This window comes from Pseudoalteromonas sp. SG41-5, assembly GCF_014164495.1.
GTDB classification, from domain to species: domain Bacteria; phylum Pseudomonadota; class Gammaproteobacteria; order Enterobacterales; family Alteromonadaceae; genus Pseudoalteromonas; species Pseudoalteromonas rhizosphaerae.
Genome location: NZ_JACJFH010000092.1, coordinates 1 through 20633, shown reverse-complemented (window position 1 = coordinate 20633; position 20633 = coordinate 1). Strand labels below are relative to the sequence as shown.

General features: G+C 41.5%; 16 protein-coding genes, 1 other RNA gene and 1 pseudogene. 13 read left to right on the top strand and 5 right to left on the bottom strand.

Features of this window, described 5'->3' with window-relative positions; all coding sequences use genetic code 11:
- Together cydB and H5232_RS18740 are read right to left on the bottom strand one after the other, a co-directional pair.
- The coding region (gene cydB / locus H5232_RS18745; RefSeq protein WP_182831316.1) for a cytochrome d ubiquinol oxidase subunit II at window positions 1-552 on the bottom strand (552 nt) is incomplete at its 3' end.
- Window positions 549-2150: a cytochrome ubiquinol oxidase subunit I gene (locus tag H5232_RS18740; protein ID WP_182718679.1), complete on the bottom strand. Its 1602-nt coding sequence runs from the start codon at window positions 2148-2150 to the stop codon at window positions 549-551. The genes cydB and H5232_RS18740, both read right to left, overlap by 4 nt.
- A 378-nt stretch (window positions 2151-2528) precedes the next feature.
- On the opposite strand from H5232_RS18740, the gene lpxB reads away from it, so the two are divergent.
- From lpxB to H5232_RS18710, 6 genes are all read left to right on the top strand, one after another.
- Entirely contained in the window at window positions 2529-3686 is a 1158-nt protein-coding gene (gene lpxB / locus H5232_RS18735) for a lipid-A-disaccharide synthase (RefSeq protein WP_145240502.1), read from the top strand.
- Window positions 3676-4272, top strand: coding sequence for a ribonuclease HII (gene rnhB / locus H5232_RS18730; RefSeq protein ID WP_145240504.1), 597 nt, complete (start codon window positions 3676-3678; stop codon window positions 4270-4272). Before lpxB ends, rnhB begins: the two co-directional genes overlap by 11 nt.
- A complete protein-coding gene (gene dnaE, locus H5232_RS18725) occupies window positions 4272-7763 on the top strand; it encodes a DNA polymerase III subunit alpha (protein WP_182831315.1) in 3492 nt (1163 codons plus the stop codon). The genes rnhB and dnaE overlap by 1 nt, the downstream gene beginning before the upstream one ends.
- A gap of 16 nt (window positions 7764-7779) precedes the next feature.
- Window positions 7780-8736: an acetyl-CoA carboxylase carboxyl transferase subunit alpha gene (gene accA, locus H5232_RS18720; RefSeq protein WP_145240508.1), complete on the top strand. Its 957-nt coding sequence runs from the start codon at window positions 7780-7782 to the stop codon at window positions 8734-8736.
- A gap of 107 nt (window positions 8737-8843) precedes the next feature.
- Entirely contained in the window at window positions 8844-10151 is a 1308-nt protein-coding gene (gene tilS, locus H5232_RS18715; protein ID WP_182761953.1) for a tRNA lysidine(34) synthetase TilS, read from the top strand.
- A complete protein-coding gene (locus H5232_RS18710) occupies window positions 10148-10495 on the top strand; it encodes a hypothetical protein (RefSeq protein ID WP_182761951.1) in 348 nt (115 codons plus the stop codon). Before tilS ends, H5232_RS18710 begins: the two co-directional genes overlap by 4 nt.
- A 48-nt stretch (window positions 10496-10543) precedes the next feature.
- On the opposite strand, the gene H5232_RS18705 is transcribed toward H5232_RS18710, so the two are convergent.
- Window positions 10544-11440 carry a diguanylate cyclase gene (locus H5232_RS18705; RefSeq protein ID WP_182767944.1) on the bottom strand — a complete coding sequence of 299 codons (897 nt, stop codon included), beginning with the start codon at window positions 11438-11440 and terminating at the stop codon, window positions 10544-10546.
- A 150-nt stretch (window positions 11441-11590) separates the two neighbouring features.
- Here H5232_RS18705 and H5232_RS18700 point away from each other — a divergent pair, with 150 nt between their 5' ends.
- Window positions 11591-13567, top strand: coding sequence for a cation:proton antiporter (locus H5232_RS18700; protein WP_182831314.1), 1977 nt, complete (start codon window positions 11591-11593; stop codon window positions 13565-13567).
- A 14-nt stretch (window positions 13568-13581) separates the two neighbouring features.
- Here H5232_RS18700 and H5232_RS18695 read toward each other — a convergent pair whose 3' ends face one another.
- Complete coding sequence (locus H5232_RS18695; RefSeq protein WP_182718673.1) at window positions 13582-14727, bottom strand: patatin-like phospholipase family protein; 1146 nt, start codon at window positions 14725-14727, stop codon at window positions 13582-13584.
- A gap of 184 nt (window positions 14728-14911) precedes the next feature.
- On the opposite strand from H5232_RS18695, the gene H5232_RS18690 reads away from it, so the two are divergent.
- The 6 genes and pseudogenes from H5232_RS18690 (at window position 14912) to H5232_RS18670 (ending at window position 19178) form a co-directional block, all read left to right on the top strand.
- On the top strand, window positions 14912-15787 hold the full coding sequence (locus H5232_RS18690) for a DUF3014 domain-containing protein (protein WP_182761945.1): 876 nt from the start codon (window positions 14912-14914) through the stop codon (window positions 15785-15787).
- 140 nt (window positions 15788-15927) lie between these two features.
- An RNA gene (gene ffs / locus H5232_RS18685) (signal recognition particle sRNA small type) lies at window positions 15928-16024 on the top strand.
- Window positions 16025-16157: 133 nt separating this feature from the next.
- A pseudogene (locus H5232_RS24660) lies at window positions 16158-16787 on the top strand (Tn7 transposase TnsA N-terminal domain-containing protein).
- Window positions 16780-16983, top strand: coding sequence for a hypothetical protein (locus tag H5232_RS24345; RefSeq protein WP_259400155.1), 204 nt, complete (start codon window positions 16780-16782; stop codon window positions 16981-16983). Before H5232_RS24660 ends, H5232_RS24345 begins: the two are co-directional and overlap by 8 nt.
- A 168-nt stretch (window positions 16984-17151) precedes the next feature.
- A complete protein-coding gene (locus tag H5232_RS24655; RefSeq protein ID WP_310736887.1) occupies window positions 17152-18567 on the top strand; it encodes a Mu transposase C-terminal domain-containing protein in 1416 nt (471 codons plus the stop codon).
- Between the two features lie 2 nt (window positions 18568-18569).
- On the top strand, window positions 18570-19178 hold the full coding sequence (locus H5232_RS18670) for a TniB family NTP-binding protein (protein ID WP_259400154.1): 609 nt from the start codon (window positions 18570-18572) through the stop codon (window positions 19176-19178).
- Between the two features lie 3 nt (window positions 19179-19181).
- Here the strand turns inward: H5232_RS18670 and H5232_RS18665 are convergent, their stop codons facing one another.
- Window positions 19182-20384: an IS256 family transposase gene (locus H5232_RS18665; protein WP_182831313.1), complete on the bottom strand. Its 1203-nt coding sequence runs from the start codon at window positions 20382-20384 to the stop codon at window positions 19182-19184.
- Window positions 20385-20633: the final 249 nt, after the last annotated feature.

Sequence of the window (20633 nt, the reverse complement as noted above, 5' to 3'; positions counted from 1 at the left end):
ATGGGCAAGTAACATAGTTACGCTGATCAAGCCGGCTAATAAGGCAAATGGATTTAATAATGCAAAGAAAGATCCTTGGTAGCTGGTTCTAAGGTATTCATCAATACTAAATGGCACACCTAAAAACAGATTGCCAAAGGCCACGCCAAATACCAGAGCAGGAATGGCACTGCCAGCAAATAAGCCCCAATCCCAATTGTTACGCCAGCGTGGAGAGTCAATTTTGCTGCGATAGTCAAAACCCAAAGGTCTAAAAAATAAGGCAAACAATACCAACATCATAGCAAAGTAAAAGCCCGAAAATGCAGCCGCATAAACCATCGGCCACGCTGCAAATAAGGCACCACCTGCGGTGATAAACCATACTTGGTTACCATCCCAGTGTGGACCTACCGTATTGATCACCACACGGCGTTCACTGTCGGTTTTACCAACTAACTTGATAAGCATAGCCACGCCCATGTCCATACCATCGGTGATTGCAAAACCAATTAACAATACGCCGATGATAACCCACCAAAGTAACTTTAACGTTTCATAATCGAAAATCATGATTTTGCTCCTTGCTCGTCAGTTATTTGGTCGCCATTAGTATGGTCATCTAAATGTTCAAAGTGATATTTACCAGTGTGCAATGAACTTGGTCCTATTTTAACAAATCGCAGCATCAGCCAGCCTTCGACAATAGCAAGGCCGGTGTAGAATACGATAAAGCCGGTTAAGCTTATTAAAATATCATTGACAGTCAGTGACGAGGTCGCTAAAAAGGTCGGCAGTATTTCAGAGATTGCCCACGGCTGACGGCCATACTCTGCAACTATCCAGCCAAACTCGATTGCTATCCAAGGTAGAGGAATACTCCACACCGCAGCCCACAATAACCAACGTTTCTGTTCAATCACACGATGTGCATTGTAATAAAAAGACAATACAAATACGCCCAGCATAATCACACCACAGCCAACCATGATCCTAAATGACCAAAACATCGGGCCTACTTGAGGGAACGAATCTTTAACGGCTTGCTGAATTTGTGCTTCAGTTGCATCCACTACATTTGGTGTATAACGCTTTAACAATAAGCCGTAGCCTAAATCAGCTTTGAGGGTGTCAAACTTAGCAATATTCTCAGCTGAGTCATCACCACTGCGCAGTTTTTCAAGGTATTTATAAGCGATCATACCGTTACGAATACGCACTTCGTGTTGTTTTTCTAAATCATTAATGCCGATGACTTGCTCATCTAGCGAGCGGGTCGCTATTAAGCCTAGTGCATACGGGATTTTAACGGCAGCATGGGTCACTTGTTTATCGGAATCAGGGATCCCAACTAACGTAAACGCAGCGGGTGCTTCCTCGGTGTGCCATTCAGCTTCAATGGTTGCCAGTTTTACTTTTTGTACTTCACCGACTTCATAGCCTGATTCATCGCCAAGTAAAATAACACACAATACTGAGGCTAAACCAAAGCCGCTAGCGACTGAAAAAGAGCGTTTTGCAAAAGCGAGATCACGGCCCTTAAGGATATACCAACTACTGATCCCCAATACGAACATGGATGCGGCAACATAGCCCGCAGACACAGTATGAATAAACTTAACTTGTGCGACAGGGTTAAACACAAGCTCGGCAAAACTCGTCATTTCCATGCGCATAGTTTGATAGTTAAATTCAGCACCGACAGGGTTTTGCATCCAACCATTAGCGACTAATATCCACAGCGCAGACATATTAGTACCAATAGCCATTAAAAAGGTTGCACCTAAATGCTGGCGTTTACTGAGCCGCTCCCAGCCTAAAAAGAACATACCCACAAAGGTCGATTCTAAAAAGAATGCCATTAACCCTTCTATCGCAAGGGGAGCGCCAAATACATCGCCCACATAATGAGAGTAATAAGACCAGTTAGTACCAAATTCAAACTCCATGGTAAGGCCTGTGGCTACACCAATGGCGAAGTTAATGCCAAATAGTTTACCCCAAAACTTGGTCATATCACGGTAGATTTCTCGGCCGGTCATTACATAAACCGACTCCATGATCACTAAAATCCAGGTCATACCTAGAGTCAGTGGTACAAATAAAAAGTGAAACAGGGCGGTGACAGCAAACTGTAATCGCGATAGATCCACAAAGGTTTCATCTATCATTTTTTATAGCTCCTTGTATGTGCGGGCGAGTCACAAAACAAATAAAGTAAGCAAAAGTTAGTTAATTAAGTTTCAGTAATTATTGAAACTTTATGCATTATTCTCTTTTGGTTAATTATTGTCAATCACAACATGGATAAATATTACCCCATTATGATTAATGCGACGCTTTTTAATCAGCTTTAGTTAGTGAAACACAGAGCTTAACTATTTACCAATATATGTTTGAAAAACAGGCAAATAGTTCTGGTTGTATCAGTAAAGGTACGTTGCTGAAGGTTTCTCTAATTTATTCAGGGTGTGTCATTTAATCGCGCAGCAAAACAAGCTAGACTACTGCCTATGACCGTCTTGTTGACTTGTGAATAAAAAACAGCCATGAATAAAGATAAACAGCCACTACGTATAGCGATTGTAGTTGGAGAGCTCTCTGGTGATATTTTAGGTGAAGGCCTAATTAAAGCATTGAAACAGCGCTACCCTGATGCCATTTTTGAAGGTATTGCAGGGCCGAAAATGCAGGCGCAAGGCTGTAGTAGCTTATTTGATATGGAAGAGTTAGCTGTAATGGGCTTAGTGGAAGTGCTAGGCCGATTACCGCGGTTATTAAAAATTCGCAAGCAACTAGTCCAACACTTTATTGATAACCCGCCAGACGTTTATATAGGTATTGATGCACCTGACTTTAATTTACGGGTTGAAAAGCCGTTAAAAGATGCTGGTATTAAAACGATTCAATATGTAAGTCCATCAGTGTGGGCATGGCGAGAAAAACGTATTCACAAAATCAGCGCTGCAACCAATATGGTGCTGGCTTTATTACCGTTTGAAAAAGCATTTTACGATAAACATAATGTGCCATGTACTTTTGTTGGCCATACACTGGCTGATGATATTGCCCTTGAGCATGACGACAGCGCAGCGCGTCAACAATTAGGTTTAAGCCTTGATGATAAAGTACTGGCATTATTGCCAGGTAGTCGAGGCTCAGAAGTAGGGTTGCTTAGTGAAACTTACCTTAAAACAGCGGCCGGGCTACAAGCTAAAAATCCTGATTTAAAAATAGTGGTGCCATTAGTAAATGAGCAACGCAAAGCACAATTTAGTGCTATTTTGGCAGCTACAGCGCCACAACTAAATATTCAGTTGTTGGATGGACAATCGAACCTTGCTATGCAAGCGGCAGATGTGATTTTAATTGCATCAGGTACCGCGACCCTGGAAGGGATGCTTTATAAAAAACCTATGGTGGTTGGCTATAAAATAAAAGCCCTAAGTTATTGGATTTTTAAAAGTTTATTCACTTTTAATATTAAATACTTTTCGTTACCAAACTTATTAGCTGACGAAGAGCTAGTGCCTGAATTTATGCAGCATGATTGCAGCGTTGAAAACCTAACGAACGCCCTTGAACCAATGCTAAATAGTGATAATCGCGAGTTGAAAGCGCGTTTTTTAGCCATTCACCAGCAAATACGCTTAAATGCTAGTGAGCAAGCAGCCACTGCTGTTGCGGAGATTATAGATGCAAATTGAACGACCTAACCTCAGCTTTATCGCTGGCGTTGACGAAGTCGGCCGTGGGCCATTAGTTGGCGATGTAGTGACCGCTGCGGTGATCCTCGATCCAGCTAAACCGATAGCTGGTCTTGCGGATTCAAAAAAGTTAACCGATAAAAAACGCCAAGCACTGGCAATTGAGATCAAAGAAAAAGCGCTGTGTTGGTCCATTGGCCGATGTAGCCCCACAGAAATCGACGAGTTAAATATTCTCCATGCCACTATGCTGGCAATGACTCGTGCGGTTGAAGGCTTAAGTACCACCCCTGAGTTTGTATTTGTCGATGGCAATCGCCTACCTGCGCTCAGTATGCCGGCACAAGCCGTAATAAAAGGCGACAGTCTAGTGGCAGAGATCTCAGCAGCATCCATTATTGCTAAAGTTGCCCGTGATGATGAAATGATTGAGCTTGATAAACGCTATCCAGAATATGGTTTTGCAGGTCATAAAGGCTACCCAACCAAGGCACATTTTGCTGCTCTTGAGCAGTACGGCGCCATTAGTGAACATCGTAAAAGCTTTAAACCAGTACAACGTGTACTGGCGATGCAGGAGAAGTAATGGCAGCTCCAGATTTTGTGCATTTACGGGTTCATTCAGACTTTTCAATGGTCGATGGTTTAGCGAAAACTAAACCGATTGTCGCCAAAGCGCAGGAATTACAATTACCGGCATTGGCCATTACCGACCAAATGAACTTATGTGGTTTAGTGCGCTTTTATGACACCGCTCATAATGCGGGTATTAAACCAATTGTTGGTGCTGATTTTTGGTTACACAGCCCAGAGTTTCCAGAAGGGCCTTGTCGGTTAGTTATTTTAGCTAAAGATAATGTCGGTTATAAAAATCTTACCCTTTTAATCTCTAAAGCGTATCAACGTGGGCATTTATTTCATCGCCCTGTTATTGAACGAGATTGGTTAGTTGAGCACAAAGAAGGGCTTATTTTACTCTCTGGTGCCAAAGATGGCGATTTAGGTAAAGCGCTATTAAAAGGCAACCCAGCCACAGTTGAGTCGGTGGTTAGTTTTTATAAACAGCATTTTAGTGATAACTACTATATTGAGTTGATACGTACTAAGCGTACACAAGAAGAAGATTATTTACACTTAGCGGTTGAGCTTGCAACCGTTGAGCAGTTGCCAGTAGTGGCTACCAACGAAGTGGTATTTTTGAAGCCTGAAAACTTCGAGGCCCACGAAATACGCGTAGCAATATTTGACGGCTATACGCTTGATGATAAACGCCGACCAAAGCGCTTCTCTGAAGAGCAGTACTTAAAAACCCCAGCACAAATGGCTGAGCTGTTTAGTGATATCCCTGAAGCGCTGCAAAACAGTGTGGAAATCGCCAAACGCTGTAATGTGACGGTGCAGCTTGGTACGTATTTCTTACCAGATTACCCAACCGGCTCATTAAAAATTGAAGACTTCTTGGTGAAAGTATCCCGAGACGGTCTTGAAGAGCGCCTACAGTTTTTATTCCCTGATGCAGCGGACCGAGCAGAAAAACGTGTTGAATACGACGAGCGTTTACAAATCGAGCTCGATGTAATTAACCAAATGGGTTTCCCTGGTTACTTCTTGATCGTAATGGAGTTCATCCAGTGGAGTAAAGATAACAATATTCCAGTTGGGCCAGGGCGTGGTTCAGGTGCGGGTTCGTTAGTGGCGTACGCGCTGAAAATTACCGATCTTGATCCACTTGAATTTGATTTACTTTTCGAGCGCTTCTTGAACCCTGAACGTGTATCAATGCCGGATTTCGACGTCGATTTCTGTATGGATAGACGCGATGAAGTAATCGATCACGTATCGGCTCTGTATGGACGAGATGCGGTATCACAGATCATTACTTTTGGTACTATGGCAGCAAAAGCGGTAATACGTGATGTTGGCCGAGTACTTGGCCACCCGTACGGATTTGTTGACCGTATATCAAAACTGATCCCAGGCGATCCCGGCATGACGTTGGCAAAAGCGTTTGATGTTGAGCCACGCCTGCAAGAAGCTTACGATGGCGATACAGAAGTAAAAGACTTAATCGATATGTGTCGCATCCTTGAAGGCTGTACACGTAACGCTGGTAAACATGCCGGTGGTGTGGTTATTTCACCGACTACAATTACTGATTTTGCCGCCCTGTATTGTGACGATGAAGGTAAGTTTCCGGTTACTCAGTTTGACAAAAATGACGTAGAGACCGCCGGATTAGTAAAGTTTGACTTCTTAGGTCTACGAACCCTGACCATTTTGCAATGGGCAGTTGATATGACTAATGAGCGCTTAACCCGAGAGGGCAAAGAGTCAATAGATATCAACACCATTCCACTGAATGATAAAAAGAGTATAGAGCTGCTATTAAGAGCAGAAACTACCGCGGTATTCCAACTTGAATCCCGGGGTATGAAAGACTTAGTAAGGCGCTTAAAGCCCGATTGCTTTGAAGATATGATCGCCTTGGTAGCCTTGTTTCGTCCCGGGCCATTACAGTCAGGCATGGTAGATAACTTCATCGACCGAAAACTTGGTCGCGAAGAAATTTCTTATCCAGATGCACAATATCAACACGAAAGCTTAAAGCCTATTTTGGAGCCGACTTACGGCATTATCTTGTATCAAGAACAAGTAATGCAAATTGCTCAGGTACTGGCAGGTTACACCCTAGGTGGCGCCGATATGTTACGTCGTGCAATGGGTAAGAAAAAGCCAGAAGAGATGGCAAAACAGCGTTCAACATTTGAAGATGGTGCGCGAAATAACGGCATTGACGGCGAACTGGCGATTAAGATCTTCGACTTGGTAGAGAAGTTCGCAGGCTACGGTTTCAATAAATCACACTCCGCAGCCTATGCGTTAGTATCGTACCAAACGCTGTGGATGAAAACCCATTATCCTGCTGAATTTATGGCGGCGGTGATGTCGGCTGATATGGATAACACTGAAAAAATCGTCACCTTGGTTGATGAATGTGAGAACATGAAGCTCACTTTATTACCGCCTGATGTAAATGCTGGTGCCTATAAGTTTACAGTAAACCTCAAGGGTGAAATTGTTTATGGTATTGGTGCTATCAAAGGCGTGGGTGAAGCGCCTGTAGATGCAATTTTAGAAGCGCGAAGTAACGGTGGGCCATTTAAAGACCTATTCGATTTTTGTGCGCGGGTAGATTTAAAACGTATCAATAAACGCGTAACCGAAAAACTTATTTACGCCGGTGCGCTTGATCAACTCGGTCCCGAGAAAACGCAACCAGCGCGTGCTACTTTATTGGCAAGCTTAAAAGACGCGATGAAAGCGGCTGATCAGCATCATAAAGCAGAGTCGTTAGGGCAAACTGATTTATTTGGTTTATTAGCGACAGAGCCGGATGAAGTCGAGCAAGCATTTATAAAAGCCACGCCACTGACTGATAACCAATGGCTTGATGGGGAAAAAGAAACCTTAGGCTTATATTTAACCGGGCACCCAATAAATCAGTATCGTAAAGAGCTGAAATATTACACCAGTGGTAAATTAGTGGATTTACAGCCAACTAATCGTGATGTGCAATCAACCGCTGCAGGCCTTGTTATAGCTGCACGTACACTAGTAAATAAAAAGGGAAATCGTTGGGGGCTTGTAACTTTAGATGACAAGAGTGCCCGTATTGATGTACGCTTATTCCCAGAACAGTTTGAAATGTACCAAGATATGCTGCAAATCAACAATATCTTGGTAATATCTGGACAGGTCAGCTTTGATAACTTCTCCGGTGGTATTACAATGACCGCCAGAGACATATGCACCATCGCGCAAGCGCGCGAAAAACGTATTAAAGCGATTAAAATGACGCTAAATATGGTGCAAATCGAAGCCAACTTCTTCGATAAATTACAAAAAGTACTCGAACCTTATAAGTTTGGTACTTGTCCGATTAAGGTTTACTATCAGCGTCCAGATGCGTTGGCACAGTTAACCCTCGGGCCAGAATGGTGTGTTACGCCTAGTGATGACTTAATTCATAAGTTATCGTTAATGGCGGCGCAAGATGTAGAACTAGAATTTAACTAATTAGGTAGTTTAGAGCATGAGCCTCAATTATCTTGATTTTGAGCTTCCAATCGCAGAGTTAGAAGCAAAAATTGAAGAGTTACAAAATATAAGCCGCGCTGGCGATTTAGACCTTGAGTTAGAAGAGGAAGTCAGTCGATTAAAAGAGAAAAGCGCTAAAATGAAAGAGGAAATATTCTCTAAATTAGGTGCTTGGCAGGTTTCTCAGTTAGCCCGTCATCCGTTGCGTCCTTATACTCGAGATTATATCGAGCGTATTTTCACGGAATTTGACGAGTTTGCTGGCGATCGTACTTTTGCGAATGATCCGGCAATTTTAGGCGGTGTTGCACGCTTTGAAGGTCAACCAGTGATGGTTATTGGCCAACAAAAAGGCCGTGACACAGCTGAAAAAATTAAACGCAACTTTGGTATGCCAAAGCCTGAAGGTTACCGTAAAGCATTACGCTTAATGGAAATGGCAGAGCGTTTTAAAATGCCAATTATGACCTTTATCGACACCCCAGGTGCATACCCAGGTGTTGGCGCTGAAGAGCGAGGCCAATCTGAAGCAATCGCACGTAACCTTAAAGTGATGGCAGCATTAAAAGTGCCAACAATTTGTACGGTTATTGGTGAAGGCGGCTCAGGTGGTGCTCTAGCCATTGGTGTAGGTGATCGCGTTAACATGTTGCAGTACAGTACTTACTCGGTGATTTCACCAGAAGGTTGTGCATCAATTTTGTGGAAGAGCGCTGATAAAGCACCTCTTGCTGCAGAAGCGATGGGTGTAACCGCTGAGCGTGTTAAAGAGCTTGATTTGATCAACAGCTTAGTTGAAGAGCCATTAGGTGGCGCGCACCGTAACTACGAAGGTATGGCGCGTAACCTGAAAAATCAACTTAAGCGCGATTTAGCTGATTTACAAGCTCTGTCACTGGATGAGATGCTTGATCAACGCTATAAACGTTTAATGTCGTTTGGCTATTGTTAAGATAAACAAAACAACCAAATTGATGAAAAAAAGCCGCTATTGCGGCTTTTTTGTTTTAGAATGCTTTGGAGCTAGGAGCACTACTAAATTTAAGTTGATGGTTACTCATGCAAACAACATCGTTATACCAACAAGTAAAAAATGCCATTACGCCTTATACTGATGAGCACAAAACCGCATTTACGGTAGCGCTCTCTGGTGGTGTGGATTCGGTGGTATTACTGCATATAATGAATGCGCTAAAAGCTGAAATACCGCAACTGCAATTAAGCGCAGTTTATGTTAATCATGGTTTAAGTCAGTATGGCGACGATTGGCAGCATTTTTGCGAAAAACTATGTGCAATAGTAAAAGTTCCTTTTTACTCGGCTCAGGTAAAAATCACCAATAAATCACGCACGAGTCTAGAAGAGCTCGCCCGCGATGCTCGGTATCAGGCACTTGATCAGCATAGCCCAAGCGGCAGTATTATTTTGCTAGGGCAGCACTTAAATGATCAACTAGAAACGTTTTTACTGAGGCTAAAACGCGGCTCAGGATTACAAGGCTTAGCATCTATGCGGCAAACTCGCACCTTGAGTTCTGGGCGAGAATGTTTACGGCCACTGCTGAACAGCACACGACACAGTATTGAACAATTTGCTACCGAGTTTAAGCTTGAGCATATTACCGATGATTCAAATACAGATGAGCGCTTTGATCGCAACTTTATTCGTCAGCAAATAGTACCTCTATTAAGTGAACGATTTAGCGGCTTTGAGAAAAGCGCAGCACGCAGTGTTAAGCTTCTTCAACAGCAGCAAGATGTACTTGATGAATACACTCAGTTAGATTTAAGCCAATGCCAAAACATCCAGCAAGGGTTAAGTTGTTTACAGCTAGCAAATTTTAGCGCTGCGCGCCAAGCAAATGTTTTGCGTTGTTGGCTTGGGCAGTTTACGACGCTTATGCCATCACAACAACAAACTCAGCAAATACTTACACAAGGTTTAACAGCAAAAGCTGATGCGCAGCTACTTATTCAGTTAACCGAAGGGCAAGTACGCCGGCATCAAAACTTTTTATATTTTGTACGTGAAACAACCGTTCCTGACAGCCAATCACTAACTGCTCAAAAACAGTTACTTTCAGATGGTCGTACCCTCATACAATTATCAGGTATAGGAGTTAGAAAGCCATTGCCTGATGAACACGTTTCTGTTCAGTTTAATTGCCCACAGGCGCGTATTAAACCGCTTAAAAAACCGGGCCACAACAGCATTAAACATTGGTTTAAAGATGCCAAAGTAGCGCCATGGTTACGTGCTAATGTGCCACTAATTTTTTATAATGAGCAATTGGTTTATGTCGTAGGGCATTTTATAAGTGCAGAACACGCCGATGAAAAAGGTATATTTTGGGAGATAAAAACATGACAACGTCACAGCCACACGTTGGTTTATCACTAGTCAATAAAGCGCCGTTAGGGCTTATAGTTACAGCCGTTGTAGCGGGCATTGCCACGGTAATGTTTGAGCTGGCGCTTTTAACGTTAGCGTATTCGGTTGCAGGTGGTTTGGTGTGTGCGATTATTTTAATTGCGTACTGGTTAGGTAAAGGCGGACTATTTTTTATTGTTGGGGTGAGTATTCCATTATTAATGGTCATTGTTGTACCACTGACCAGCATGGCTGCTTTGTTATACCTAATTAGTGGTTTCTTTTTTGGTTTTTGCTTAGCACTATTAGGCTATAAGTTATTGGTCAAGTCAAAAAGTTAGTATAAATATCAAAGTAAGGCCTAGGGGGGGAACTAGGCTTACCTTTAATTAATACGCTTTAGCGCAGTTACGCCCTGATGCTTTGGCCTTGTATAAACCTTTATCGGCGCGGGCAAAAATCTCATTCTCACAATCTTTGCTGTTTGCCAAGGTAAATCCAATGCTGGTGGTGACTTCATATTGTTTCATTAAACTTGACTGCGCCACTAAATGCATCACTCGCTGAGCAATCACTTTATTTGTGGTAAATTCAGGATCATCAATTAATACTGCAAACTCATCACCACCAAAACGAAATACAGAATCTGTGCCGCGAATACTACTGCATAAAACGTTGGCAAACTCTTGTAATACGTCATCGCCAATTTTATGACCGTAGCTATCATTAACTTGTTTAAAGTTATCTAAATCTAACAACATTAAACTAAATGGGCGATGATGGCGGCGAAAACGCTCTAATTTTTGCGTCAAAATAGCATCAAACTGACTACGATTATTAAGCCCTGTTAAGGTGTCTTTAGTCGCTAGTTTTAGTACGCGGCTATACATTAATGCATTGCGTAATGGGTAAACCAATGCGCAGTGTAAGCCAACTAACTTTTGTTCAATATTGCCCGAAAGCGGATATTGGCAAAAATAGATAAGCTGTCCTAAATGTTCATTATTTATGTCTAAATTAAATGAATATGGCGGTTTGCTGTTATCACTATTAGCAATTTGTGCCACCCCAAGAGATGACTGAAACTGCAAGCCTGAAAAATTAATAAGCTGCTTTGCGTGTTCAGCATAAATCGTTAGTAGCTCTTCTATGTTCAACGTTGTTTGCAGTTTCTCGAGCAAACTATGGATAGCTGCGGGCTCATTATTACGGTAATGCTCTGCCGAAAACGGCAGGAACTCGCCACGTGCTGAGATGCGCTGCGTCAAAATATGGACATTTTCCATGGTTTTCTCCCCCTAGGAGTTTGTTATTACTTTCCTAAGCGATTTTTGTGCCACTATTCCAAACTGGCTGAAAAACAGATAGTTGCTATAGTTAACTCTTAAGCAGCTAAAATTTTGACGGTATGGCAATAATATAAATAGGAGGTTTATTTGCAAAGTGTATTGGCTCAAATATTTGGCTTATTACTGGCTGCTGTGGTGCTGGTATGGTTATTTAAGCGCATTGGCTTACCGCCGATCCTCGCCTACCTTGCTACTGGCTTATTAGCGGGTAGTCATGGCATTGGCTGGATGGCGCAAAGTCATGAAATACATTTTGTAGCTGAGCTTGGTATTGTATTTTTATTATTTAGTTTAGGGCTGGAGTTTTCTGTTGGCCGCTTAATGGCAATGCGCAATATTGTATTTGGCTTGGGCACGTTGCAAGTAATAGTTACAAGTATTGTATTTATGCTGATTTTATTGCTGATGGATTTGTCTGTGCTGAGTAGTTTTACTATCGCGACATTAATGGCGCTGTCATCAACAGCGGTGGTGGTTAAATTACTTAAAGAAACCGGCGAACTTAAACAGCGGCGAGGGCAGCTCGCTATCGGAATGTTATTATTTCAAGATATTGCGGTGGTGCCGTTACTGATTACTTTACCCTTATTAGCCCAAAGTAGTGGTACTGAGGGCATTGCCTGGGCGCTGATTTTCGCTTTAACTAAAGGCGCGTTTGTATGTTTGTTGTTATGGATGATAGGCAAGTGGGTATTGCCAAAAGTCTTTAGCGAAGTTGCATTAATGCGCACCGATGAATTGTTTGTTTTGACTACTTTAGTGGTTGCCTTATTTGCCGCAGGCTTAACGTATTTATTTGGCTTATCGATGGCGCTGGGCGCATTTTTAGCAGGAATGATGCTCGGCGAAAGCCAGTACCGACATCAGTTAGAAGCCGATATTCGACCATTTCGCGATATTTTAATGGGCCTATTTTTTGTCACTGTCGGCATGCAGCTCGATATTTTATACGTGTTTGGCGTATGGTATTGGATAGTGGCTGCATTAGCGCTAATGCTAGTATTAAAAATTGGTGTTATTACTTTTTTAGCGCAACTGATGGGCGAGCGAAAACAAGATGCAATTGCAGCAGGCATCATGCTGTGGCAAATGGGCGAGTTTGGTTTTGTATTAATTGCGCTTGCTACTAAACACCAATTATTAGCTTTAGATCACGCCTCATTTTTAATCGCTATTGCAGTCATGTCGATGGGCTTAACACCTTATTTAATAGAATCGACGCCTTGGTTATTAAAACAACTTGGGGTATTAAAAAATCCCAACGGTGAGTGGCAGCAACAGCCTAACAGTAGCACTTTGTATCAAAACCATGTAGTTATCTGTGGGTTCTCTCGGGTGGGGCAAACTATTGCGCGGTTTTTAAAGCCAGAAGCAATAGAGTACGTTGCTGTTGAAAGTAACCCAATACTAGTTCAAGAGGCCAAAGCAGCTGGAGAGCCCGTTATTTTTGGTCATGTAAAACAAAAAGATATTTTAAAATCAGCAGGAGTCGAACGAGCTCGACTAGTGATCATTACTTTCACCGATTTTGAACATGCGCAAATCGTGATCGATGCGATAAAGCAAATAGCTCCTGACGTGAAAATACTGGTACGCATGCGCGATGATAGTCATCTCGAAGCACTCAAAGAGCTTGGCGTGACTGAGGTGGTGCCCGAAACGCTGGAAGCGAGCTTAATGTTAGTGTCGCACGTGTTATCTATGTCGGGCGTACCAATGTCGCGTATTGTTAGGCGGGTTAGCAAAGAGCGGCGTAACCGTTACCAATTTTTACATGGTTTTTTTGCCGGAGATCAATTTGATAGTGAAGAAAATAACGCCGAGCGGCTTGAGTATTTACACGTTATGGCACTGCCAGAAAACGCCTTTGCGGTTGCTAAAAATATTAATGAATTAAATCTCGAAAAACGTAAAGTATCAGTGCGAGCATTACGGCGCAAAGACCGTGAAATTGATAGTCCATCGCTGCACACTATTTTACTCGCCGGAGATATTCTTGTACTACAAGGTAAACCTCGACGAGTAGAGCGGGTAGAGTGCTATTTACTCGATGGTACGGATTAGTGAATAGTTCGCTGTTAATCGAGCTCTAAAAATTCGCGTATCTGCGGCAGTTTCTCTAAACCATCTTTATAACCAATTTCAATCAAATGCTGGGTATAGCGTTTTTCAAACAATAAGTAACTGGTTAAACTCGATTGAGAACGTTTTTTAACCCCGATCATTCGCAGTAATATTTTAATGGCTAAAGGCATATCACTGTAATAGTTTGCGGCAATGGCATTAAAGTTTTCTGATGGATTGATCACAAAACTTTGTATTTGCTTTAATTCTTGGTGTTTATCACGCCCAGGTAACAAACCTAAAGTTCGGTTAATTCGTTCAAGGCGCTCAAGATCTGACTGTAAGGTGTCGGTAAACACACTGTCGAGCAAATGGCCCGCAATTGAGGATAACCCTGGGAAGTGAGGGAGATAACCCGGCGGATGAGCTTCTTTGGGCTGATCAACACCAATAATAAATATTTTTTCAGCGCCTAAATGGACACATGGACTCAGTGGCGACAATTGGTGAATAGAGCCATCACCAAAGTAGTGGTTGTATACATTTACGCTCGGAAACACCATAGGAATTGCACTGGACGCCATTAAATGTTCAACGTTAATACGGGTCGCTTGGCCTTCGCGTTTAGCGCGCCGCCAAGGTGATTGTGTATTAGATTGAAAAAACGCCACAGAATCACCCGTGGTATAGCTTGATGCGGTGATTGACAGCGCATCTAAATAATTACGGTGTAAATTACGCTCAATGCGAGTTAAATCTAAAATTTCATTAAGTAAATTACGTAAAGGCTGATTATTCAACAAGCTCGCTGGTGGATGATTAATATGTTCAGATTGAAAACTGGTCAGCATGTTACGCATTAAATGGCCAAACACGCTGATAAAATCACTTTTATATACCATTGACGTAGAAAAGTTTTTCCAAACAGATTCCAGTTTACGTACCGCCAAATGGGTGCATGAAGCATAGCTTGCTAGCGCAGCTGAATTGATCGCTCCGGCAGATGTACCATTAATAATAGTAAATGGCAGCGGGGCGGTACGCGGCATACTGTGCGCGAGCGCTTTAAGAACCCCAACTTGGTAAGCGGCACGTGCACCACCACCGGTCAGTAACAGAGCAACTTTAGGTTTGTTTTTATCGATTTGCTTGATTTTCATAGTTGAGTTTCGTCGTTGCAATTAAGCGGTTAAGCGTCTTTACTTTATTTATTAACTGTAAGTCTTTAAGCTAGAAGAATCAAAGGATACCTTAGCTACGTTAATAATTATTAGTGTAGGCTATGAATTAAATCCATTTAGGGTACTCTTACTGTTATCGCATTTTAATATTTATGGAGTTCGTATGTCAGATCAACCATCAGCGTCAGATGTTCAAAAACGTCCACCGAATAATAACCTTTTATTTGCAGGCATCATTTTAATTATTATCATTATTGCTGCAGCGTTTGTGTTATTAAACTCAAGTGATGAGTCACAATCAGCAACCGAAGTTGAGCAACACGTAGCAGAGCGCCCCATGATGGAGCTAAAACCAGAGAACGATCCGGTTGTTAATGCCCCATCTGTTAATCCTGAAAAGCCTGCTGATTTAGCCGTGCCAACGCCACGCCCAGTAGAGCCTGAGCCGCAAGTAGAGCCACTACCTACTCTTGATGAAAGCGATCCTGTCGTTGTTGCTAAGTTAGACGAATACCTAAGTGATGCCGCTATGAGTTTGGTTATAAACGACGATGTTATTCGCCGTGGTGTGGTATTTATAGATAATCTTGCCAAAGGTAAAATTGCGCAAAAACACACTCCCGTTATTAAGTTAGAAGAAGGCTTTAGTGTGGTAGAGGGTGATATTCTTACCATTGATCCAAACAGCTATGAGCGTTATACCCCTTATGTAAAAATCTTTACTAGCATGAGCGCAGCGCAAATCGTACGTTTATATGATGAGTACAAACCACTGATCAATGATGCGTATACAGAAATAGGCTATCAAGGTGATGCATTTAATCAAACACTTGAAGAAGCGATAGACCTATTATTGGATACCCCAGAGCCAAAAGGGGATATGCCACTGTTACGTGATTCAGTCACTTATCAATATGCTTACTCAGAATGGGAACGCCTACCAGCGGCACAAAAACAACTGCTACGCATGGGCCCTGAAAATATGAAAAAAATAAAAGCTGTACTACGTAACGTAAAAAAAGAGTTAGATAATCAATAATCTTACTTAAATCGTTTAAAAAATAGTGCGGTTGTATGTTTAATATGCAATCGCACTTTCTTTTTGTGTTTCCCCTTGAATAACACAGCAAAAGTAGAGATAATCCCTCCCGCGCCAACCAAGGCCCTCAATGGTAGTCTTATTGGTCCTCTCGCAACACTAGCAGGCGAACCTGGTCAGGCCCGGAAGGGAGCAGCCACAGTTTGTGACGTGTGTGCCGAGATGTGGCTGGTAAGACTGCCACCCAAATTCCTCATTTGGGTGTTGTTTGAAGTATAAGTTGACATATTTGTACTAAAAGATGACATAAATTGGAAGTATAAGGTGGCATAGTCTAGTATTTAACCAAATGGTTAGATGGTTGACTCACATGTACAGAAGAAAACTAAAACACTCCCGTGTAAAAAACCTCCATAAATTTGCTAGTCAAAAAAATAAATCTACCTGTTTAGTCGAATCCTCTTTAGAGTTTGATGCTTGCTTTCATTTTGAATTTTCACCATCAATAGCCGCATTTGAGGCACAACCACTCGGTTACGAATATGAGTTCGATAACCGTATTTGCCGTTAAACACCTGACTTTTTACTTACCCACACAGACGGCACGCAAAAATTTATCGAAGTAAAACCGCAAAGCAAAATTGCTGACGAAGACTTTCGTGCACGTTTTATTGAAAAGCAAACCATAGCTAAGCAAGATGGACGCGACTTAATACTGGTTACTGATAAACAAATCCGTGTATACCCAACACTCAATAACTTAAAGCTTTTACATCGCTATTCTGGTTTTCAGTCTTTAACAGAGCTGCAAGCATCGGTGTTAGAACTTGTTAAGCAATACGGCTCTATTAAAGTGGGCCAGTTAGTTAACTTTTTAAAAGTAACTGCCGGTGAGCTACTTGCTACTGTGCTACGCTTATTATCACTAGGGCAGTTATTTGCCGACTTAACTACAAATGAAATATCAATAGAAACAGCAATTTGGTCTAACAATGTTTAATGACGGTTTGTTTGATGATGAGTTTAACCAGCCATTACCAAAAGTAGAGACCAAACTACCTCAAAATTACGCCAAAGATTTACAAGCCCTTCCTGAAAAAATTAAAACAACAACATTTGCTAAGCTTAAATATATTCAATGGCTTGAGGCTAATATTCAAGGCGGTTGGACACAAAAAACCTTGAGCCTTTATTAAAAGTAATGCCCGAAGTTGAGGGAGAAAAAAAGCCCAGCTGGAGAACAGCTGCACGATGGTATAGCGCTTATACCAATGCAGATAAAAATATCATGGCGCTAATACCAAGCCACCGATAAGTTTTTTGAAAAGGCACTTGAGCGTTACTTAGTAAAAGAAAAGCCATCAGTGGCTTCGGCTTATAAGTATTACGCAGACTTAGTTATCATTGAAAACGACAGTGTTGTAGGCAGTGATTTAAAGCCTTTAACATACAAAGCATTTAAAAATAGAATAGATAACTTACCGCAATACGAAGTAATGGTTGCTCGTTATGGTAAGCGCCTTGCTGATATTGCTTTTAATAAAGTGGAAGGGCATACACGGCCTACCCGAGTACTTGAAAAAGTTGAAATTGACCATACACCCCTTGATCTTATTTTATTGGATGATGAGCTACATATCCCACTTGGTCGGCCAACACTCACTATGTTAGTAGATGTGTATAGCCATTGTATTGTTGGCTATTACTTTAGCTTCAGTGAGCCTAGCTATGATGCAGTAAGGCGAGCGATGATGAATGCCATGAAACCTAAAAGTGAAGTGGCAAAGCTATACCCTGATACAGTAAATGAGTGGAAGTGTGCTGGTAAAATTGAAACACTCGTTACTGATAATGGAAGAGAGTTTTGGGGTAACAATCTTGAGCTTGCTGTTTGTGAAATTGGAGTAAACATTCAATATAATCCAACGAAAAAGCCTTGGCTTAAACCTTTTGTAGAGCGTATGTTTGGCACTATTAACACCGAGTTATTAGATCCGATTCCAGGTAAAACCTTTTCTAACATTTTGCAAAAACATGAATATAACCCCAAAAAAGATGCAATCATGCGCTTTACGACCTTTATGCAGCTATTTCATAAATGGGTAGTAGACGTTTACCATCAAGATGCTGATAGCCGATTTAAGTACATACCAAGCCAATTATGGGATCAAGGCTTTAATACGTTACCACCAACAGTACTGAGTAATGATGATCTTCAACAGCTAGATGTTGTGCTCAGTATTTCAAATCATCGGGTGCTCCGTAAAGGTGGAATAAGGCTAGAAAACTTAAGCTACGACAGTACTGAGCTGGCCAATTATAGAAAGCAATTTAGCCATAAAGTATCTCAAGACGTTTTAATTAAATTAAACCCCGATGATATTTCTTATATATACGTTTACCTCGATAAGCTAGAGCATTACATAAAAGTGCCATGCATAGATCCAAACGGTTACACCCAAAATTTAAGTTTAAATCAGCATAAAATAAATATACGTATTCATCGCGATTTTATTTCGGGCTCTATCGATAATGTAGGCTTAGCAAAAGCGCGTATGTTTATTCATAATAAAATTCAAAACGAGTTTGAAGAGTTAAAAAATGCGCCAAAACACTCAAAAGTAAAAGGCGGTAAAGCATTAGCTAAGCATCAAAATGTTAGTAGCGACTCGCAGAAATCAATAGCTCAGAGCGAGCCAGTAGAACACAAAAAGGTTACATCTAAAGAGCAAGTAACTGATAGCTGGGATGACTTTATTTCAGACTTAGATGGATTTTAATTATGCTGACCGACAAACAAAAAGAAAAGCTTAATGAATTTCGCGATGTATTTATTGAATACCCAATAATAAGCACGGTATTTAATGACTTTGACAGATTAAGACTTGGTAAAGGGCTAACAGGTGAAAAGCCTTGCATGCTGTTAAATGGCGATACAGGCACAGGTAAAACAGCACTAATAAAACAGTATAAAGAACGTCACTTACCGCAATTTATTAATGGAGTGATGAACCACCCTGTATTAGTAAGCCGTATTCCCAGCAACCCCACATTAGAGTCTACCTTAGCTGAACTTCTTAAAGACTTAGGACAAGTAGGTAGCACAAAGCGCAAATTGCGAGTAAACGGTACTCGGTTAACGACATCATTAATTGAAAATTTAAAAACGTGTGGTACTGAGCTTATAATTATTGATGAGTTCCAAGAGCTAATTGAGCACAACCAAGGTAAAAAGCGCCGCGAGATTGCTAACCGATTAAAGTATATTAACGACGAAGCGGGTGTATCAATTGTATTGGTAGGAATGCCGTGGGCAGAAAAAATAGCAGACGAACCTCAATGGTCATCGCGTTTATTGGTAGAGGGCGTTCAAGATTCTGTGTCAGCTTAAAATTTAAAGATCGAGCACGTTATCTAAACGCCCTTTAAAATAAATTGCCAACTGAGATAAACAAAGGCTCCAATTGTGTATGGGCATTGTCCATTTCTCGGTAGCATTTAATATGCCAGCATAAAGCAACTTCAACAAGCTATTTTCATTTGGAAAAGCGCCTTTTGTTTTCGTTAATTTCCTAAACTGACGATGGACTGCTTCCACCGCATTCGTTGTGTATATGACCCTACGTATAGGCTCAGGGTACTTGAAATAGGCTGATAAATTATGCCATTTATTACGCCATGAGTTGATCACTAGCGGATAAGCGTCCCCCCATTTAGCCTCCAGCTCATCAAGTGCTATCTCTGCTGCTTCTTTTGTTGATGCGCGATAAACAGGCTTTAAGTCAGCCATAAATGCTTTTTGATTCTTTGACGCGACATACTTCATTGAATTTCGTATTTGATGAACAATACATAATTGAACTTCTGTCTCGGGAAATATAGCTGCAATGGCTTCTGGAAAGCCTGTTAGCCCATCAACGCATGCAATTAGTATGTCTTTAACGCCTCGATTATTTAAGTCGGTAAGTACCGACAACCAGTAATTAGCGCCTCCATTTTCGGATAAATGCAAGCCAAGTATTTCTTTTTTGCCATGAATATCTAGCCCTAATAACGTATAAACGGCTTTACTAATATAACGGCCATCTTCTTTGACTTTGTAATGAATAGCATCAAGCCACACAATCGGGTAGTGACTATCGAGAGGGCGCTGTTGCCATGCTTTAAGCTCTGGAATAAGTTTATCGGTCACAGCACTGATGGTGCCAGTGGCGACGTTCATGCCGTACATATCTTCAATGTGCTTATTAATATCACGATAGCTCATCCCCATACTGAACATGGAGAGTATTTTTGAGTCTATTTCATCACTCAATGTCGTTTGGTTCTTCTTGATGAGCTGGGGCTCAAAGCTACCACTGCGGTCTCTAGGCGTCTCTAGCTCAAAATTGCCAGCAGGTGACTTAATCGTCTTCGTGCTAAAGCCATTTTTACGGTTAGGCGCCTGCTCATTAGCGAGGTGATGTTCAAGCTCAGCCTGGAGCGCTGACTCGGTTAATTGTTTGATAAGTGATGTAAGTACACCATCTTTACCGTTTAGCTTTTTACCTGATTGAAGCGCTTTAACGGCATCTTCGAAGTTGAATTGATTTGTCATGTGTCATTCCTGTTTTTTATCAGTTTAATCAAATGACACAGATTTTTGAACACTCCCGTGTCAACATCAGTAACGTTGAAGCGATTGGATTATTAATCATCCAGACTGAAAGGGGAGTAGCTATCCCCCTGTGTCAGGATAGTTGTCGCCTCTAACTTTTAATAGAGGCAGATAAAAATGAGACGTCGATTTACACAAGAATTTAAAGTTCAAGCGGTTGAAAAAGCATTATCTCAATGTGATGATGTT